12 protein-coding genes are annotated in these 14,986 nt (G+C 61.4%); 6 read left to right on the forward strand and 6 right to left on the reverse strand.

Going from position 1 to position 14,986, the window contains the following annotated elements; all coding sequences use genetic code 11:
- Positions 1–12: 12 nt before the first annotated feature.
- Positions 13–3,618, reverse strand: coding sequence for a beta-galactosidase (locus tag VIH17_04160; protein ID HEY4682427.1), 3,606 nt, complete (start codon positions 3,616–3,618; stop codon positions 13–15).
- A gap of 141 nt (positions 3,619–3,759) precedes the next feature.
- On the opposite strand from VIH17_04160, the gene VIH17_04165 reads away from it, so the two are divergent.
- A complete protein-coding gene (locus VIH17_04165; protein HEY4682428.1) occupies positions 3,760–4,752 on the forward strand; it encodes a zinc-dependent alcohol dehydrogenase family protein in 993 nt (330 codons plus the stop codon).
- A gap of 1,053 nt (positions 4,753–5,805) precedes the next feature.
- Here the strand turns inward: VIH17_04165 and VIH17_04170 are convergent.
- The gene (locus VIH17_04170) at positions 5,806–7,281 is read right to left on the reverse strand and encodes an aldehyde dehydrogenase family protein (GenBank protein ID HEY4682429.1); all 1,476 of its coding nucleotides are present in this window, start codon (positions 7,279–7,281) and stop codon (positions 5,806–5,808) included.
- A 96-nt stretch (positions 7,282–7,377) separates the two neighbouring features.
- Positions 7,378–7,575: a DUF2911 domain-containing protein gene (locus VIH17_04175; protein HEY4682430.1), complete on the reverse strand. Its 198-nt coding sequence runs from the start codon at positions 7,573–7,575 to the stop codon at positions 7,378–7,380.
- 152 nt (positions 7,576–7,727) lie between these two features.
- Between VIH17_04175 and VIH17_04180 the strand changes: the two genes are divergently transcribed.
- The 3 genes from VIH17_04180 (at position 7,728) to VIH17_04190 (ending at position 9,324) form a co-directional block, all read left to right on the forward strand.
- On the forward strand, positions 7,728–8,138 hold the full coding sequence (locus VIH17_04180; protein HEY4682431.1) for a hypothetical protein: 411 nt from the start codon (positions 7,728–7,730) through the stop codon (positions 8,136–8,138).
- Positions 8,139–8,362: 224 nt separating this feature from the next.
- Positions 8,363–8,734: a PadR family transcriptional regulator gene (locus VIH17_04185; GenBank protein HEY4682432.1), complete on the forward strand. Its 372-nt coding sequence runs from the start codon at positions 8,363–8,365 to the stop codon at positions 8,732–8,734.
- A complete protein-coding gene (locus tag VIH17_04190) occupies positions 8,731–9,324 on the forward strand; it encodes a hypothetical protein (GenBank protein HEY4682433.1) in 594 nt (197 codons plus the stop codon). The genes VIH17_04185 and VIH17_04190 overlap by 4 nt, the downstream gene beginning before the upstream one ends.
- A gap of 415 nt (positions 9,325–9,739) precedes the next feature.
- Here VIH17_04190 and VIH17_04195 read toward each other — a convergent pair whose 3' ends face one another.
- The 3 genes from VIH17_04195 to polA form a co-directional block, all read right to left on the reverse strand.
- A complete protein-coding gene (locus tag VIH17_04195; GenBank protein HEY4682434.1) occupies positions 9,740–9,976 on the reverse strand; it encodes a hypothetical protein in 237 nt (78 codons plus the stop codon).
- Positions 9,977–10,136: 160 nt separating this feature from the next.
- Complete coding sequence (locus VIH17_04200; GenBank protein HEY4682435.1) at positions 10,137–10,508, reverse strand: rhodanese-like domain-containing protein; 372 nt, start codon at positions 10,506–10,508, stop codon at positions 10,137–10,139.
- A 112-nt stretch (positions 10,509–10,620) separates the two neighbouring features.
- Positions 10,621–13,236, reverse strand: a complete 2,616-nt coding sequence (polA, locus tag VIH17_04205; protein ID HEY4682436.1) for a DNA polymerase I — start codon at positions 13,234–13,236, stop codon at positions 10,621–10,623.
- A 365-nt stretch (positions 13,237–13,601) separates the two neighbouring features.
- Here polA and lpxC point away from each other — a divergent pair, with 365 nt between their 5' ends.
- On the forward strand, positions 13,602–14,516 hold the full coding sequence (gene lpxC / locus VIH17_04210; protein HEY4682437.1) for a UDP-3-O-acyl-N-acetylglucosamine deacetylase: 915 nt from the start codon (positions 13,602–13,604) through the stop codon (positions 14,514–14,516).
- Between the two features lie 93 nt (positions 14,517–14,609).
- The coding region (locus VIH17_04215; protein ID HEY4682438.1) for a signal recognition particle receptor subunit alpha at positions 14,610–14,986 on the forward strand (377 nt) is incomplete at its 3' end.

Consider the following 14,986-nt stretch of genomic DNA (forward strand, 5'->3'; position numbering starts at 1 on the left):
GTTGTCTCGGATTCAATTTGGTTCTGCCCCAGCCAATCCCAGGGAATAGTAGATGCGATACCGACCGGGCGGCCCGCCGGGCGTGAGCGGTGGAAAGCGCAGGCGGATCATGGCTGAGAAATTCTTGATCTCGATCGCTGCTCGAGCTTCGTCCTCCCAACCCACTTCCAAACCGGCATCCCCCTCAGCGCGGTGAACGCGAAGGGCGCGAACGGGAGCGGGCAGGCGGAAGGTTTCACCGCTCGGAAAGACCTGGCAGGTTTCCCGGCTGGCTTCTTGCCAGCAAAAACGAAGCGGCTCGCGACCGCCGGCGGCGACGGAAATCCCGGAAATAAAGGATTGCTCGACCCCCGCCCCGTTTCTCCCGAACCTTCGGGACGGAACGGGGCCCGCCCGCCCCGCCGTCGGCGGGGCAAGCTCGCTCTTCTCAAGCAAGATTTCGTATTCGATGGCGACGCGATGGGGTGTCTCGGGATTGAGGCGGAGGGTCTTGGCGACCCTCGCCCCGGCGGGCAAGACTTCCGGGGCAACGTAACTCAAGCGAAGCGCGGCTGTCCCGCCGGGTGAACCACCCGCTTCCAGGATTTCAGCGTGATAAGCGCGATTGTGGAGGCCGCCGATGCCTCGGGCCCGCTCCGGGCGAATCCCCGGCGGCTGCTCATAGAACGAAAAGAAATCGCGCAGCCCGCCGACACTGCTTACCCAGTTTGTGCCTGCCGATTTATCCATGAGCGCCATGACTCGGCCGCCCGCCGCCGGCGAGAGAATCAAGCGGAGCCGTTCGCTTTCCAGAAAATATTCCGTCTCCGCCGCAGTTCGCCCCGGTCGCACTGCAAGCTTGCCCTGAAGTGAAGGCTCGCCGTGAACGGCGGGGTCGCCCGCGAGCGACAAAGCCATCGCCGCTGTTTTGCCCCGGCCGACACGAATCCAGCGAAGAGCTTCCCGGGTCTTCTCTTTGCCAATGCGAAGGGAAACCTGGCCCTGGCCGAAGAGGTCTTCGGTCGGCTTGAGCTCGAGCCGAAGGTTTCCGGGGACATCGGGATTGAGGGTGGTGCGGTTGCCGGCCTTTTCGCCGCCTTCGTAGGTCACGCTCGCCGCCACCGGCATTTCACCATAAGCGGTGAGAGAAAACGACAGCTCATTCTCCGGCGGTTGCGACCGGTCGAGGATCCATGGACGGGGAACCAGGCTGCGATCGGCATCAAGAGGAATCCGCAACGCGTTGAGCAGGTCATACTCGGGCGGCGGGTACTGCCTTTCTCCCGTCAACGCTTCCTTCAGGGAGTAGGGCAGCGTCACCGCGACGTAACGCAGGAAATAGGGCGCAGGGCCGCGCAGCAGGGCGAAGCGAGCGGTGCGTTTCTTGCCGTCCCATTCAAACTTGACGTCGTAGTCGTCCACCTCGACCCTTCTGGGTTTTTGCGGCAACTCCAACTCAACGGCGCCGCGCTCCGGCACGTAGAAGGCAAGGCTCAAGGTCTTGGAGCGGCGCCAGATCCCGCACAGCTCGAGCGTGCTCGAGCGGATGCGCTCGGGGCAATCGCCGGAAGCGCACAACGGCACGCGCAGCGGCAAAAGCAGCGAATCGCGCGCGGGCACGCGAACCTCTCGGAGCTCGAGCCACGCCCCGGCAGGATCGCTGCCCGGGTCCCGAACGGAGAACGACTCGGTCTGTGTTTCCTCCTCCATGTTCGTCACACTCAGGAAGCCGAACGCCGCCGGTGGCTCGGCCGCCGGCATGCGCGAATCGGAGGTGCCGGCCGTCCCGAAGCTTCGGGAGGGCGGATTGCTGACCAATTGGGTGGCGATGAGGCTGCTTGCGCCCGCTCCGATGATGTGCCGCTCGATGCCCGCTTCGTCCAGGAACTTCCGCAACCCGGAGTGAGTTTGCGACCAGCCGGCCTGCCGGCGGATTTCCGCGTCACTCCACGAAGGGTCCACCCAGGAAAGAATCTCTGCCGGAAGGGAATGAATCCTGGCAGCCGGTGAAACGGGATGCTTGCTGACCGCGGCCCGGAACACAGGCCAGGGTGGTTGGCCGGGAAGAAAAGCAAGCTGCCCGCCGCCAGCCGCGTAGTTGGCGAGCGCCTTCTGCGTCTTTTCCGACACGCGGTTTCGAGGGATGAGTTCCGCATCGGTGCCCGGCGGCAACAAGACCAAGAGCAAGGGGTAGCGCTCGAGTTGGCTGGCCGGCTGATTTTCCGCGTCCACCAGCTCGCCGGTATAGCCCATCGCTTCCAGGAGACGCAGGGCGCGTTGGAGGTTGGCGGCAATTTCCCGGATCTCTTTTGGACTCAAAGAAGCTTGCGGCAGGCTTGCCGTCAGATCCACCACCCCGAGATTGGCCTGGAGATGGGTGGCAGCCAGTTTTTCGCCCAGCGCGTGGATGAGACGACCATTGCGCAGGAGCGCCCCGGCCCGCTCCCGCCGCTCCCCATTCAAGTCGAACGCGGCGTCCCAGCGATAGAACCGATTGGCCCAGGGAACTTCATATCCCGCCGGCGTCACCGTGTCCTGCAAAGGAAAATAGGTGAGCCCGCGCAAACCGCGACTGAGCAGCAACCGCGACGCCAGCAAAGTGGAGGCGGATTCAATCGGCGGCGGGCGGCTGTCATCGCCCGGGGCATACCAGCCCGCCTGAAATTCGCTCAACATCGCCACAAAGCACGGCTGCGTTTTCAACTCCTCGACAAAATATTCCATCTCCGTCCGGTCGGAAGCATTGACCCGGCGGCGCCCTCTCAGATACCACTGGCCCAACGACGCAATCGGGCGCGGCAAGGACGCGCTGCATCCCGCCGCCGGCACTCGCATGTCAATCGGGTTGATGACAAACGGGGCTTCCCCGCCTGCTCCCGCAGAGCGGGACGCCATGTCTGCCAGACGCTCGAGATATTCCCAAAATTTGGGGCCGGCGTAGTTCACATGGCCGTTGCCTTGGTCATCGTCGAGCTGGAAGAGCAGGATCGGGCCGCCGCGAGAAGCCAGGTGCGGCGCCAGCTCGGCCATGAGCGCTCGATACCACGCCTGGGTCGCTTCCAAGTGGGCGGACAAACCAAGCCAGCCGGCGGCAGCCGCTTCCGCATCACGCGCACCGAGACTCGAAAGTGGAGGATAGCGGCCCTCGAGACGGTCAATCGCCGGCATGGCAAATTCGGGGCGCTCGAGCAACCAATCCGGATAGCCGCCGTTGCGCCATTCGTTCAGAATCACCGGCCCGATGCGGACAATGGCGGAAAGATGCTTCTCGCGAAGCAACGCCATCAGCCCTCTCAAGTCGCGTCCGGAGTGCGTCTGGCCATCCAGGTCGAGAACATCCGGCTGGGGCTGGTGCCAGTTCCAGGGGATGTAGAGGTCAATCGTGTTGATACCGAACCGGCGATAGGCGTCGAGCGTGGCCGCCCAGCGGCTTCGCGGCGTGCGGTAATAGAAGAATATGGCGCTGTGCGGAAAAAACGGCCGGCCATCGAGCGACAATTCCGGGTAGCGATTGCGCTCGATGACGCGCAGGCCCTTTTCGGGGACCAGTGCTTCTGCGAGAGCCCGTGCGGGCGAAACGCACAGCCCAGCGAGCAGGAAAAGCGCGGAACAAAACAACAATCGAAAAATGCGGATCAAGACGCGACCCCGCCGATCATTCCTTTCTCGTTTTACACCAAGTTGACGGGGTACGCGAAGATTTTCTACTATCTTGCGACCCATGAGTTCGACCCGGCTCGCGCCCAAAGGGCGGGGCACGCCGAGATAATGATGCAGGCGATGATTTTGGAAAAAACCGGGGCCGTGGAGCGACAACCGCTGCTGGCGCGCGAGTGGCCGGTGCCGGAGCCTGGGGCCCAAGAAATTCGCATTCGCGTGAAAGCCTGCGGCCTTTGCCATACCGACCTCCACACTGTCGAAGGCGAACTTCCCCTGCCGAAATTGCCCGTCATTCCTGGCCACCAGATTGTGGGTATTGTCGAAGCTCGGGGCCGGGGCGCGGAGCGGTTTCGCGAAGGCGACCGAGTGGGCGTGCCGTGGCTCTATCGGACGTGCGGAACTTGCGAATTTTGCCGTGGCAGCCAGGAAAATTTGTGCGACGCGGCGCGCTTCACCGGCTATCACGCCGATGGCGGCTACGCCGAATACACCGTCGTCTCCCAGGACTTTGCCTACCCTCTTCCGCCCTCCTTTTCTGACGCCGCTGCTGCGCCGCTGCTTTGCGCGGGCGTGGTTGGCTACCGCGCGCTGCGGCTCAGCGAAATTCGCCCCGGGGAGCGGCTTGGCCTCTACGGCTTCGGAGGCTCCGCCCATATCGCCATCCAGGTGGCAAGACATTGGGGTTGCGAGGTGTATGTGTTCACGCGCAGCGAAGAACATCGCAAACTTGCCCGGGGGCTGGGAGCCGCGTGGACCGGGCGAGCGGAAGAGGAGCCTCCGGCCCAAATCAACAGCGCCATCATCTTTGCGCCGGCAGGAAGTTTGGTTCCGGAAGCTCTCCGCGTGCTGCGGAAAGGGGGGGTGGTCGCGCTGGCCGGGATCTACATGACTCCCCTTCCGGCCATCGAATATGCCTCGCTCTATCACGAGAAGAATATCCGGAGCGTCTCCAACAGCACGCGGCAGGATGCCCGCGAGCTTTTGGAACTGGCGGGACAAATCCCCATCCGCACGGAGATCGAAACGTTTCCTTTGTTGGAGGCGAATCAGGCTTTGCTCAGGTTGAAGCAGAGCCGCATACGTGGAGCGGGCGTCCTGACGATCTCCCCCTGATCGGCTTGAGCCATAGGGGCGCTCGTCCCGCTCTGCGGGACGGGATTAACCTCCCCAGCCGCCGTGGTAGTGGCGAAAGGGGTGCCGACAGTGATGACCCCAATCGTGATGCCGCCAATAGTGACGCCGATGGTAACGCCGATGATGGCGTCGAAAATGACCCCGCCAACGATAGTGCCGACGTCGAAAGTGGGCTTGGCGCCACTCGGGATCCCCTTCGAGGGCGACTACGGTCTGGGACTGGGCGGAGCCTGGTTGCGTGGTTGCTTGCGGCGGTCCTGACTGAGCCCAGGCGGGCACCGGGAAAAGCCAAACAAGCGTCATCAGAGTCAAAAAAAGCTTCTTCACCGGACTTTCCTCCTCATCTTGGTTAAACACCAGTCGGATGGAAGAGTTGCGTAGGCGGTGGGCGCAAAATCTAGGGTCGGAGAGATGGGAATCCGGCGCTTGAGTGGCCTTCGTTATTGCGGTCAGAGCTCGGGGATGGCAATGAACTTGACAAAAGACACCCCGGAGGCAAAGTGAGTCAAAGCGGATCCGGGAGGCAGCTAGCCCGGAAATCTTGACTGCTGCTAATGGCGTTCCGACTATTTTCGGCTGGCTGCTACCCAGCTCCGACCAGCTATCGAGGCAGCTTCGCAGGTCTCGATAGCATGCGCCCTTCAGTTGAAACGGCGCTAGAAAACCCTGAGTGGGTGCGACCCATTAGCGAGACTTGGGCGGGACAATCCGGGTGACCGACGGACGGTCGTTGCCACGCCCGCGCAGCTTGGCGAAAAGAAGTGCAGCGGCGACCAATCCGACGAAAACGTAGATTCCAAACATCGTTCGGCTAGCTCCTTTGGCTGGTTCTGGGAACGCCACGTTCGCTCACCCCACACCCCGTTCCCTGGGTCAGGGCCGGGGGAAAAGCGAAATGCTAGGGTATCGGTTCCCCTGTGTCAAGCTCAAAATCCAGGTGATAGTACAGGTACATCGTATCCCCCCTGCGCGCTTGAAGTGCGTGAGCGAGAAGAGGATAAACGAGTTGGCTGATATGGTACGCGCGAACGCTTATAGCTTGACGGTGACGGTCTTGACCTCGGTGTACTGCTGGAGGCCGTACTCGCCCAGTTCGCGGCCCATCCCCGATTGTTTGAAGCCGCCGAACGGCGCAGCGGCATCGAACACGTCGTAGCAATTCACCCACACCGTCCCGGCCCGCACGCTATTGGCAATGGCGTAGGCCTTGCTGACGTCCTTCGTCCACACCGCCGCCGCCAGACCATACACGGTCGTATTCGCCCGCTGGATCACCTCGTCCATTCCGGAGAATTTCATCACGCTCATCACCGGGCCGAAGATCTCTTCCTGGGCGATCTTCATGTTGTCCTGGACGTCGGTGAAGACGGTCGGCTCGATGAAGAAGCCGCGGTCGCCGACCCGGTTTCCACCGCACATCAGCCGGGCGCCTTCCTGCTTGCCGGAGTCGATGTAGTTCATGACCTTGTCGAATTGGATTTTGTCCACCTGCGGTCCCTGCTCCGTCTTGCTATCGAAGGGGTCGCCGACGGAGCGCTCGCGGGCGCGCTTCACGCTCTTTTCGACGAACTCGTCGTAGCACTCCTCTTCCACGAACAAGCGGGAGCCGGCGCAGCAACACTGCCCCTGGTTGAAGAACAGACCGAAGTGGGCGCTTTCGATCGCCAGATCCATGTCGGCGTCGGCGAACACAATGCCCGGGCTCTTGCCGCCCAGCTCCAACGTGACGCGCTTGAGGTTGGTCTGGGCGGCGCCTTCCATGATCAGGTGCCCGACCTCGGTCGAGCCCGTGAAGGCGACCTTGTCGATATCCATGTGGCGGGCAATGGCAGCCCCGGCGGTGGGGCCGAAGCCCGGCAGGATGTTGACCACGCCGGGCGGGAAACCCGCCTCGAGGATCAGTTCGCCCACGCGCAACGCCGTCAGCGGCGTTTGCTCCGCAGGCTTGAGGACGACGGTGTTGCCCGCCGCCAGCGCCGGGGCGATCTTCCAGGCCTGCATGAGCAGCGGGAAATTCCACGGGATGATCTGGCCGACCACTCCCACGGGCTCGTGGCGCGTGTAGCAAAAGTACGGGCCGGCGATCGGAATGGTCTTGCCCTGGATCTTGTCGGCCCAGCCCGCGTAGTAACGATAGCAGGCCACGGTTAGCGGCAGGTCGGCGTTTTTCGAATCGTTGAGCGGTTTGCCGTTATCGAGCGTTTCGAGCCGCGCCAGTTCCTCGGCGTTCGCCTCGATCAGGTCGGCCAGCTTGTAGAGCAGCTTGCCCCGTTCGGCAGCCGACAGTTTGGGCCATGGGCCCGCGGTGAACGCCGCCCGCGCGGCCTTCACGGCCTTATCCACATCGGGCGCATCGGCTTCCGCCACCCGGCAGATAACCCCGCCGGTGGTCGGGTCGATCGTCTCAAACGTTCTCCCCGACACACTGTCCACCCACTCGTTGTCAATGAGGAGCTTGGTCGCGCGGACCTTGACTCCCCGGTCCGGTGCAGACACAACAGTAGCCATGGTTTTCTCCTTCCACAAGGGTGCAGAACCCTTGCGTAATCCTAAACGGCTTATTTGGGATTTACAAGGCTACTCTTCCCGGCCCAAGACCCGGGGTTACTTCAAAAGCTCGAATGGCACGCTCGCGACCGTCGTCTCCCAGGCGATTTTCAACATGCCCTGGCGCTCGCCAGGCTTATCCCGCGAGATGGTGAGCGGCTCGAGCGGCTGGTTGACGGTGGTCACTTTCATGTTGACACGACCGAAATCCTGCCACCGGTCGTATTCTGTCCCCGACTGATCACCGAAGCCAATTTAGTTCTTGCGCCATTACAATGGCCCGGCGTATATACTATGGAGAGCAACCGAACAGCTCATGCTCCGACAGCAAGCGACTCGTTCCAGCCCAAGTACTGGCTCGGCAGGCCACTGCGACAGAGCCTAGGAAGACAAGGAGAGAGCCAGCGATGCCCGGAGAAAGCCGGAACTCCGCCGAGTCACCGTCCGACAACCTGGTCCAGAAAGTGAGGGCGATCAAGACACAGTTGGAGCAACTCGAGCCATTCCTTCTGGTCAGCTCTCTGCCGAGCACCGTCCTGACAGACCTCAAAGAAGCGATTGACCATGTCCGTTCCACTCTCTGGGCCATCCTGCAGGCTCAAGAGACCACGGGAGAGGCTCCAGCCGGGGGGCGGGCGCTGGCAAGTTCGCTCATCGTCCAACTCCGCATGGACCGGGCCGCCCGGCTGTTAGCCGAAATCCGTTCCCACATCGAGTACCGCGACATCCAAAGTACCCATCCTTTGCTGCCGACCCTACTGGCCCAGGTCGAAGCGGCCGCTGACCACATCCGGCAATTGGTGAAAACCCAGCGCTAGGCGGTCCGAAATGCGCTCCCATGCTCCGCCGGCTGGCACGGTGTCGCCGAGGTGTGGGAGACTCGCCGACCTGTTACCTTACCGGGAAGAAATTTTCGGTCAACATGAAATGGAGGAAAAACACAACGGCCCAGGCGACCCGTTCCCCCGATGGTGAGGCTCACCGGAAGCAGGAACTTAAAAGCTTGTTGACACATGTATCCTTGTATAACATGATACTGTCCGTGGTCGAGATTCATGAGTTAGACAACTGGCGTGCGCAGCTACGCAAGGGCGCGCTCGAACTCGTGGTTCTTTCGGCGCTGGCCAATGGGGAACGCTACGGGCTGGCGGTTGTCGAGGACTTGCGAAGGGCGCTGGGAGAGGAGATCAGCGAAGGGACGGTCTATCCGCTCCTGAACCGGCTGAAGCAGAACGGCTGGCTCCGTTCGCGCTGGGAGGAATCCGAAGCCGGGCATCCGCGCAAGTATTACTCGCTCACTGTCGAAGGAGCACGCCAATTGGGCCGAATGTTGGCCGAGTGGGAAGAGCTTTCGCGCCGCATGGGCGATCACCTTGCCGCCACCACGTCGCGGCCACCCGGGAGAGAAAAATGAACGCAACTGCATCCGGCAAAGAATTCGAAAGCTATCTTGCGCGCTTGCGGCGCGCGCTCGGTGTCTTGCCGGCGGAAGAGGCGGAGGACATCCTCCGCGAAATACGCGGGCTGCTGGCCGATTCGCCGAGCGATGTGGATCGCCGGGCGTTGCTGGCGCGGCTTGGGCCGCCCGAACGACTGGCGGGCAGCTATGCCATCAGCCATGAACTGGATCGAGCGCTGGTGCGACCGGGATTTCGCAATGTATGGTCGGCCCTGTGGCAAGCGGCCAGCAAGCTTGTGGTAGGATTTCTCGGCGCGCTGGCTTGCTTCCTGCTCTACCTCTTCGGCTTTGCAATGGTCGTGACCGCGCTCTTGAAGCCGATCTTTCCGCACAATGTGGGCATCTTCTTATCGCCTGAGGGTCGGTTCATCAGCGCCGGTGCAAGCTTTCCGGCCCCGCTGGATGCCCAGGTGGTGGGAGGCTACTGGGTCACGCCGCTCTTTGGCTTCCTCGGGATGTTGATTTTGCTGGGCGCGCAGAAGGTCTCGACCGCCTGGCTGCGGCGCTTACGGGCACGCCTTGCGCCGCCCACGGGCCGTCTTTGAGCGGAACGCTGCCGTGTAAGTTTTCCCCTGGAACGAAATCCCTACCCGGCCGGCCGGCAGAATTTTCCCTTCGCGACTCCCCGAGTACGGTTCGGCCATCGGGCAGGGCCTTTTCGTCTCAAGAAGTTAGCTAACTTCTTGTGCCTAAACGAGTAGTACTGGAACCTGGCCGAAAAATTGCTGAGGATAGGGTGGGGGGCAGCAAGTCGCGGCGGTCAAAAGACCGCGAAGGGCTGGGCCGGCTTTCTGATCCCCCCAAAGCATTCTCGCAATTATCCCACCTCGATACCTCCGGTGAAACGGTCGCCCGCGAGAATGTTTTGAGATTGGCTGGGGCTCCCTTCCACAGGGAGCCCCGAATTGTTTCTGCCTCCGGCAGAGGCGTGTCCCCTACGTGGGCGAGTGCCTTGACCTCTCATCCCGCTTCAACATGGGCTATGGACAGATTTCCCCACGGAATTGTTTTGTTGGCGGCCAGTCGACCAATTGTAAGATTAATCGGCATGTCCTCGAAAGCATTGAGAGCGGCAAGCGAGTCGAACTGTGGTTTTTCCCCACCCAGAACCGCGAAGCTGTCGAGAGCGAGTTGATCTCTGAATTCAATCCTCTTTGGAATGACCAAGGACGGTTCTAGCGGCTGCAGGTTGAGCACCCGTTGCCGCTCGCGCCACCAATACCACCTTTGCGTTCAAGACTTGGGAATATTCGGGAACAAATCGTGCCAAATGCCCCTGAAAATCGTCAAACACGACGCAGGGAAGCGCTTGACAAGCCAACTATTTGGATTTTCGGGAGTGGCCAAGGGGCACGGGTCAAGTCTTTTCCACCGGGAAGCCGGCCTCGTTCCATCCCCGAAAGCCATCCGCCATAGAATAGACGCGCTTGTAACCCATCTTCTGGAGATTGTCGGCGGCTAGCGCTGAGCGAAAGCCGCCGCCGCAATAGAGCACAATTTCGGCGTTGGGATCGGGCACCATCGTTTCAATGTCGCGCTCGATAATGCCTTTGCCAAGGTGAGTGGCGCCGGGAAGGTGCGAGGCATTCCACTCGGAATCCTCACGCACATCCATCAGGATGAATTTTTCTTTGGCGTCGAGCTTGCGCTTGACCTCGGTAATCGTCAGCTCCCGGATGCGCGTCTTCGCCTCATCCACGAGCTTCAAAAATGCCGGCGAATGTCTCATGTGACCTCTCCCGACCCGAGTGGTTCCGCATGCTCTTTCCGAACGGCGACAAACGGTCGCCGGCGGATACCAACGCGGATTTCGCCGGGACGGGATGGGATGAACAGTTCGGTCAGGGAATATCCCTCCAGTTGCTGCCGACGCCCAGATTGGCGACCAGCGGGACTTTCAAAGGATACGCCTGCTCCATGGCTGGTTTGATGAGCGCTTGCGCCCGCTCCATTTCCGCCTCCGGCACCTCAAAGAGCAACTCATCGTGGACCTGCAAGATCATTTTGGTGAGAAGGCGGTCGGCCGCCAGGCGGCGATCAATCTCAATCATGGCGAGCTTGATGAGGTCAGCAGCGGTGCCTTGCAGGGGCGTGTTGAGCGCGGTTCGCTCGGCAAAGTTGCGCAGGTTCGGCTGCTTCGAATTGATTTCCGGGATGGGCCGGAGGCGGCCGGCGAGCGTGCGCACCGTGCCCGTCTTGCGACATTCGGCGAGCGTGCGCTCGAGATAGGCCTTGACGCCGGCGTAGCGCGCGAAATAGGCATTGATAAACTCCTGCGCCTCTTGCGGCGTGATGGCAAGTTGTTGCGAAAGGCCAAAGGCGGAGAGGCCGTAAATGATGCCGAAATTGATTACCTTGGCGCGGCGGCGATGGTCGCCGGTTTGCATCAACGGCGGCACGCCAAAGACCTCGGCGGCGGTGCGGGCGTGGATGTCTTCGCCCTTGCGGAAGGCGTCCAGGAGGACGGGGTCTTCTGAGAAGTGCGCCAGGACGCGCAGCTCGATTTGCGAGTAGTCGGCCGAGAGAAGTTTCGAGCCTTCTTCCGCCACAAATGCCGCCCGAATCTTCTTGCCCAGTTCACTGCGAATGGGGATGTTCTGTAGATTGGGATTGGAGGAAGAGAGGCGGCCGGTGGCGGTGCCGGTCTGGCGGAAGGAGGTATGCAGCCGGCCGGTTTGCGGATGAATGAGTTTGGGCAGCGCGTCAATATAAGTGGACTTGAGTTTGGCCAGCTCCCGGTAATCGAGGATGAGCTTGGGCAGCTCGTGGAGTTCGGCCAGGTCTTCCAGCACGTCGGCGGCGGTGGAGCGCACCTTGCCTTTGGCGTATTTGGCCGGCATCGGCAGGTTCATCTTGTCAAAGAGGATTCCGGCAAGCTGCTTCGGTGAGTTGAGATTGAACTCGACCCCGGCGAGCGAGAAGATGCGCGCGGTCAACGCGGCAATTTCGATCTCGAAGCCAGCCGACATCTGCTCGAGCGCTGCCGCGTCCACCTTGACACCGTGCCGCTCCATGCGGGCGAGCACCGGGGCAAGCGGCAGCTCGATGGCTCGAAAAACGTCGGCGAGTTGCTGCGCTTCGATTTCCGGGCCGAGCTTCCGAGCGAGCCGGCCAACCACGTCCGCCTTCTCGGCCAGGTTGCCCGAAAGGCGAAGGCTGAGGTGGCGCAGCGCCACCGCTTCCAGGTCGTGAGCGGGCGTGGTGGGCTGAAGCAGATAGGAATAGAGCTCGGTGGCCTGGCGGATGCCCTGAAGTTCAACCCCTCGGTTGCCGAGAAGCAAGTGGAGGATTTTGGCGTTGTGGACGACCTTGGGACGGGCCGGGTCTTCGAGAAAGGGCCTGGCGGCGGCAAGCATACTGGGCCCGCCGTGAGGAATGGCTCGCGCCACACCCGGGCTCGGAGAAAAAGCGAGCCCGGCCAGCCGCCCGGTGAAGTCCTCTTCCCCTTCGATGTCCAGCCAGACTGCGGTCTCCTCGCCTGGCTTCAAGGATCCGAGCCATGAGGTCAGTCCTTCGGCGGTTTCGATCACTCGATAGTCTGCCTCTTCCGGGGCGATCTCCTGTCCCGGCGAAGCCGCAAGCGCTTCCCGCAGCATGGAGCCGAAGCCCAGTTCGGTGAGCAGCTTGATGAGGCGGGGGGAATCGGGGGGTTGGCGGCGCAGCTCATCCAGACGAAGCTCGATGGGCGCGTGGGAGTGGACGGTCGCCAGCTTCTTGCTCATCAGGATTTGGTCGCGCTGGGTCTGGAGCGCTTCGCGGTAGCGCTTGCCCGGGACTTCGGCGGCATGCTCGATGGCGTTCTCGACGGCGCCGTATTTCGCGATCAACTCGCGTGCGCCCTTTTCGCCGATGCCCTTTGCTCCAGGAATGTTATCAATCGAATCGCCCATGAGAGCGAGCAAATCAGTGATTTTTTCGGGAGCGACGCCCATCAACTCCTCGACTTGGGCCGGGTCGCAGACGAGATCATCTTTGGTAGGGATGAGGACGCAGGTGCGCTCGTTGACAATTTGAAGAAGGTCCTTGTCGCTCGTCACGACAAAGACATTGTGGCCGCAGGCTGAGGCCTGGCGAGCGAGCGTGGCGATCACGTCATCCGCCTCGTAGCCGGGATACTCAAGGATCGGCAAACGCATCGCTTGGCACATGGCGCGCACTTGTGGTAGCTGCGAGGCCAGGTCTTCCGGCATAGGTGGGCGGTTGGCCTTGTATTGCTCGAAAAGCTTGTCGCGGAAGGTGGGCGCGGCCACGTCAAAGACCACGGCAAGATAGTCAGGCGGCTCGAACTTGCCTGACACGCCTTTCAGGAGCCGGCGGAGCATGTTCGTAAATAGAAATGCCACCTTGGTCGGCCGGCCGTCGGGCGCGCGGAACTCCTGCGTGGGGACGTGGTAGGCTCGGAAGATAAAACCCATCGCGTCAACTAGAAACAGTCGCTTTGTCTCACCGGCCGGCATGGCAAGCCCGCATTCGGGCAAGCCAGTATAGCAGAGCGGCAACAGCCGGCTACGGTGCCGGCTCGCAACGTAGCCTTGAGATTTCCTCTGGTTGTCAGGAGAAAGTCCTCAAATACCCTGACGCCGGCATGGCCTCCGCCGGGCGCATCCGGGCTGGTCTTCGTCCTCGCGGCAAGCATATAACAAGAGCTAACAAAACAGTATCGGCAAGCTGGCCGCAAAGCCACAGAGTGTGGCATAATTACCACAGTGAATAAGAGATGTCAGATCCAAGGCATATTATAAATAATTTATTTTGTATGAGATAGCATGATTCCGCCGAGTGGACCAAAGTTTGCTGGAATAGGCTTTTGAGTGAGCCCATTTTGAGACACCCGGTTCAGACCACCATTGTTCGTCCGGTCGAAACCTCCGGCAACGGACTCCACACCGCTGTTCATACCAACCTGCGGCTGGTGCCAGCCCCGGCCGACACCGGGCTTGTCTTCCGCCGGACCGACCTGGACGGCTTCGAGCTCGAGGCGAAGGCAAACAATGTGGCTCGGGTGAGCTATGCCACGAGCCTGATGAAGAAGGGCGTGCTGATTTCGACCACGGAACACGTTCTGGCGGCGCTCTATTCCTCCGGCATCGACAACGTTTACATCGAGCTGGACAACCTCGAAGTGCCGATCTTGGACGGGAGCGCCGAGCCTTTCATGCGCTTGCTCGAGCAGGCGGGCGTCGAGCGCCTGCGGAAACGTCGCCGCTACCTGAAAATTTTAAAGCCCGTGGAAGTGGCCGAAGGCGACCGGCGCCTGGGCATCTTTCCGGCCAACGAATTTCGGGTCACCTGCTTCATCGAGTTCACCCACCCGCTGATTGGCCGGCAAGAGCTCGAGATGGTGGTGAACCGCGGAACCTTCGGCACTTTCCTGGCCTCAGCGCGCACATTTGGTTTCACGGAAGACGTTACCCGATTGCGCGCCATGGGTCTGATTCGCGGCGGGTCGCTCGAGAATGCGATTGTGCTCACCCCGGACGGCACGATGAACGGCACGTTGCGCTATCCCGACGAGTTCTGTCGCCACAAGGCACTCGACCTGATCGGCGACCTGGCACTGCTCGGCAAGCCTTTGCTCGGTCACGTCGTAGCCCACAAGGCTGGTCACGCGCTCCACACCGCGCTCGTCTTGCGCCTGATGAAAGAGAAGGAGCTCTGGGAAGAGGTCACCCTCAGCGAGCCGCTTCCGGCGGTGCCGGTCAAAAGCGAAGCCTCCACGATTGCCCACCCGGAATGAGCCGGCGTGATGCCGGATTTTGGGGCAAGCTTGACGGGGTCGTGTGTCTCCCCTAGAATGAGTCGTTTGCGCGTTGCCCAGGGAAGATGCTAGATGCGCCCTGGGGCGCTCAAAGGAGCCATGTTCGATACGTTGACAGAAAAGTTGCAGCGGGTTTTCAAGAACCTGCGCGGCGAAGGCAAGCTGACCGAAGCCAATGTCGCTGAAGCCATGCAGCAGATTCGCATGGCCTTGCTCGAGGGCGATGTCCACTTCCAGGTGGTCAAGACGCTCCTTGAAAACACTCGCGCCAAGGCCCTCGGCCAGGAAGTCATGCTCTCGCTCACGCCCGACCAGCAGATGCTGAAGATTGTCCGGGATGAACTCATCGCCTTGCTCGGGAGCGAGACCCCGCCGGTCAAGTTTGCCTCAAGACCTCCGTCGGTTTTCATGCTTGTCGGCCTGCAGGGCTCGGGAAAGACGACCACCGC

It is taken from the genome of Candidatus Acidiferrales bacterium (assembly GCA_036514995.1).
Classification (GTDB): domain Bacteria; phylum Acidobacteriota; class Terriglobia; order Acidiferrales; family DATBWB01; genus DATBWB01.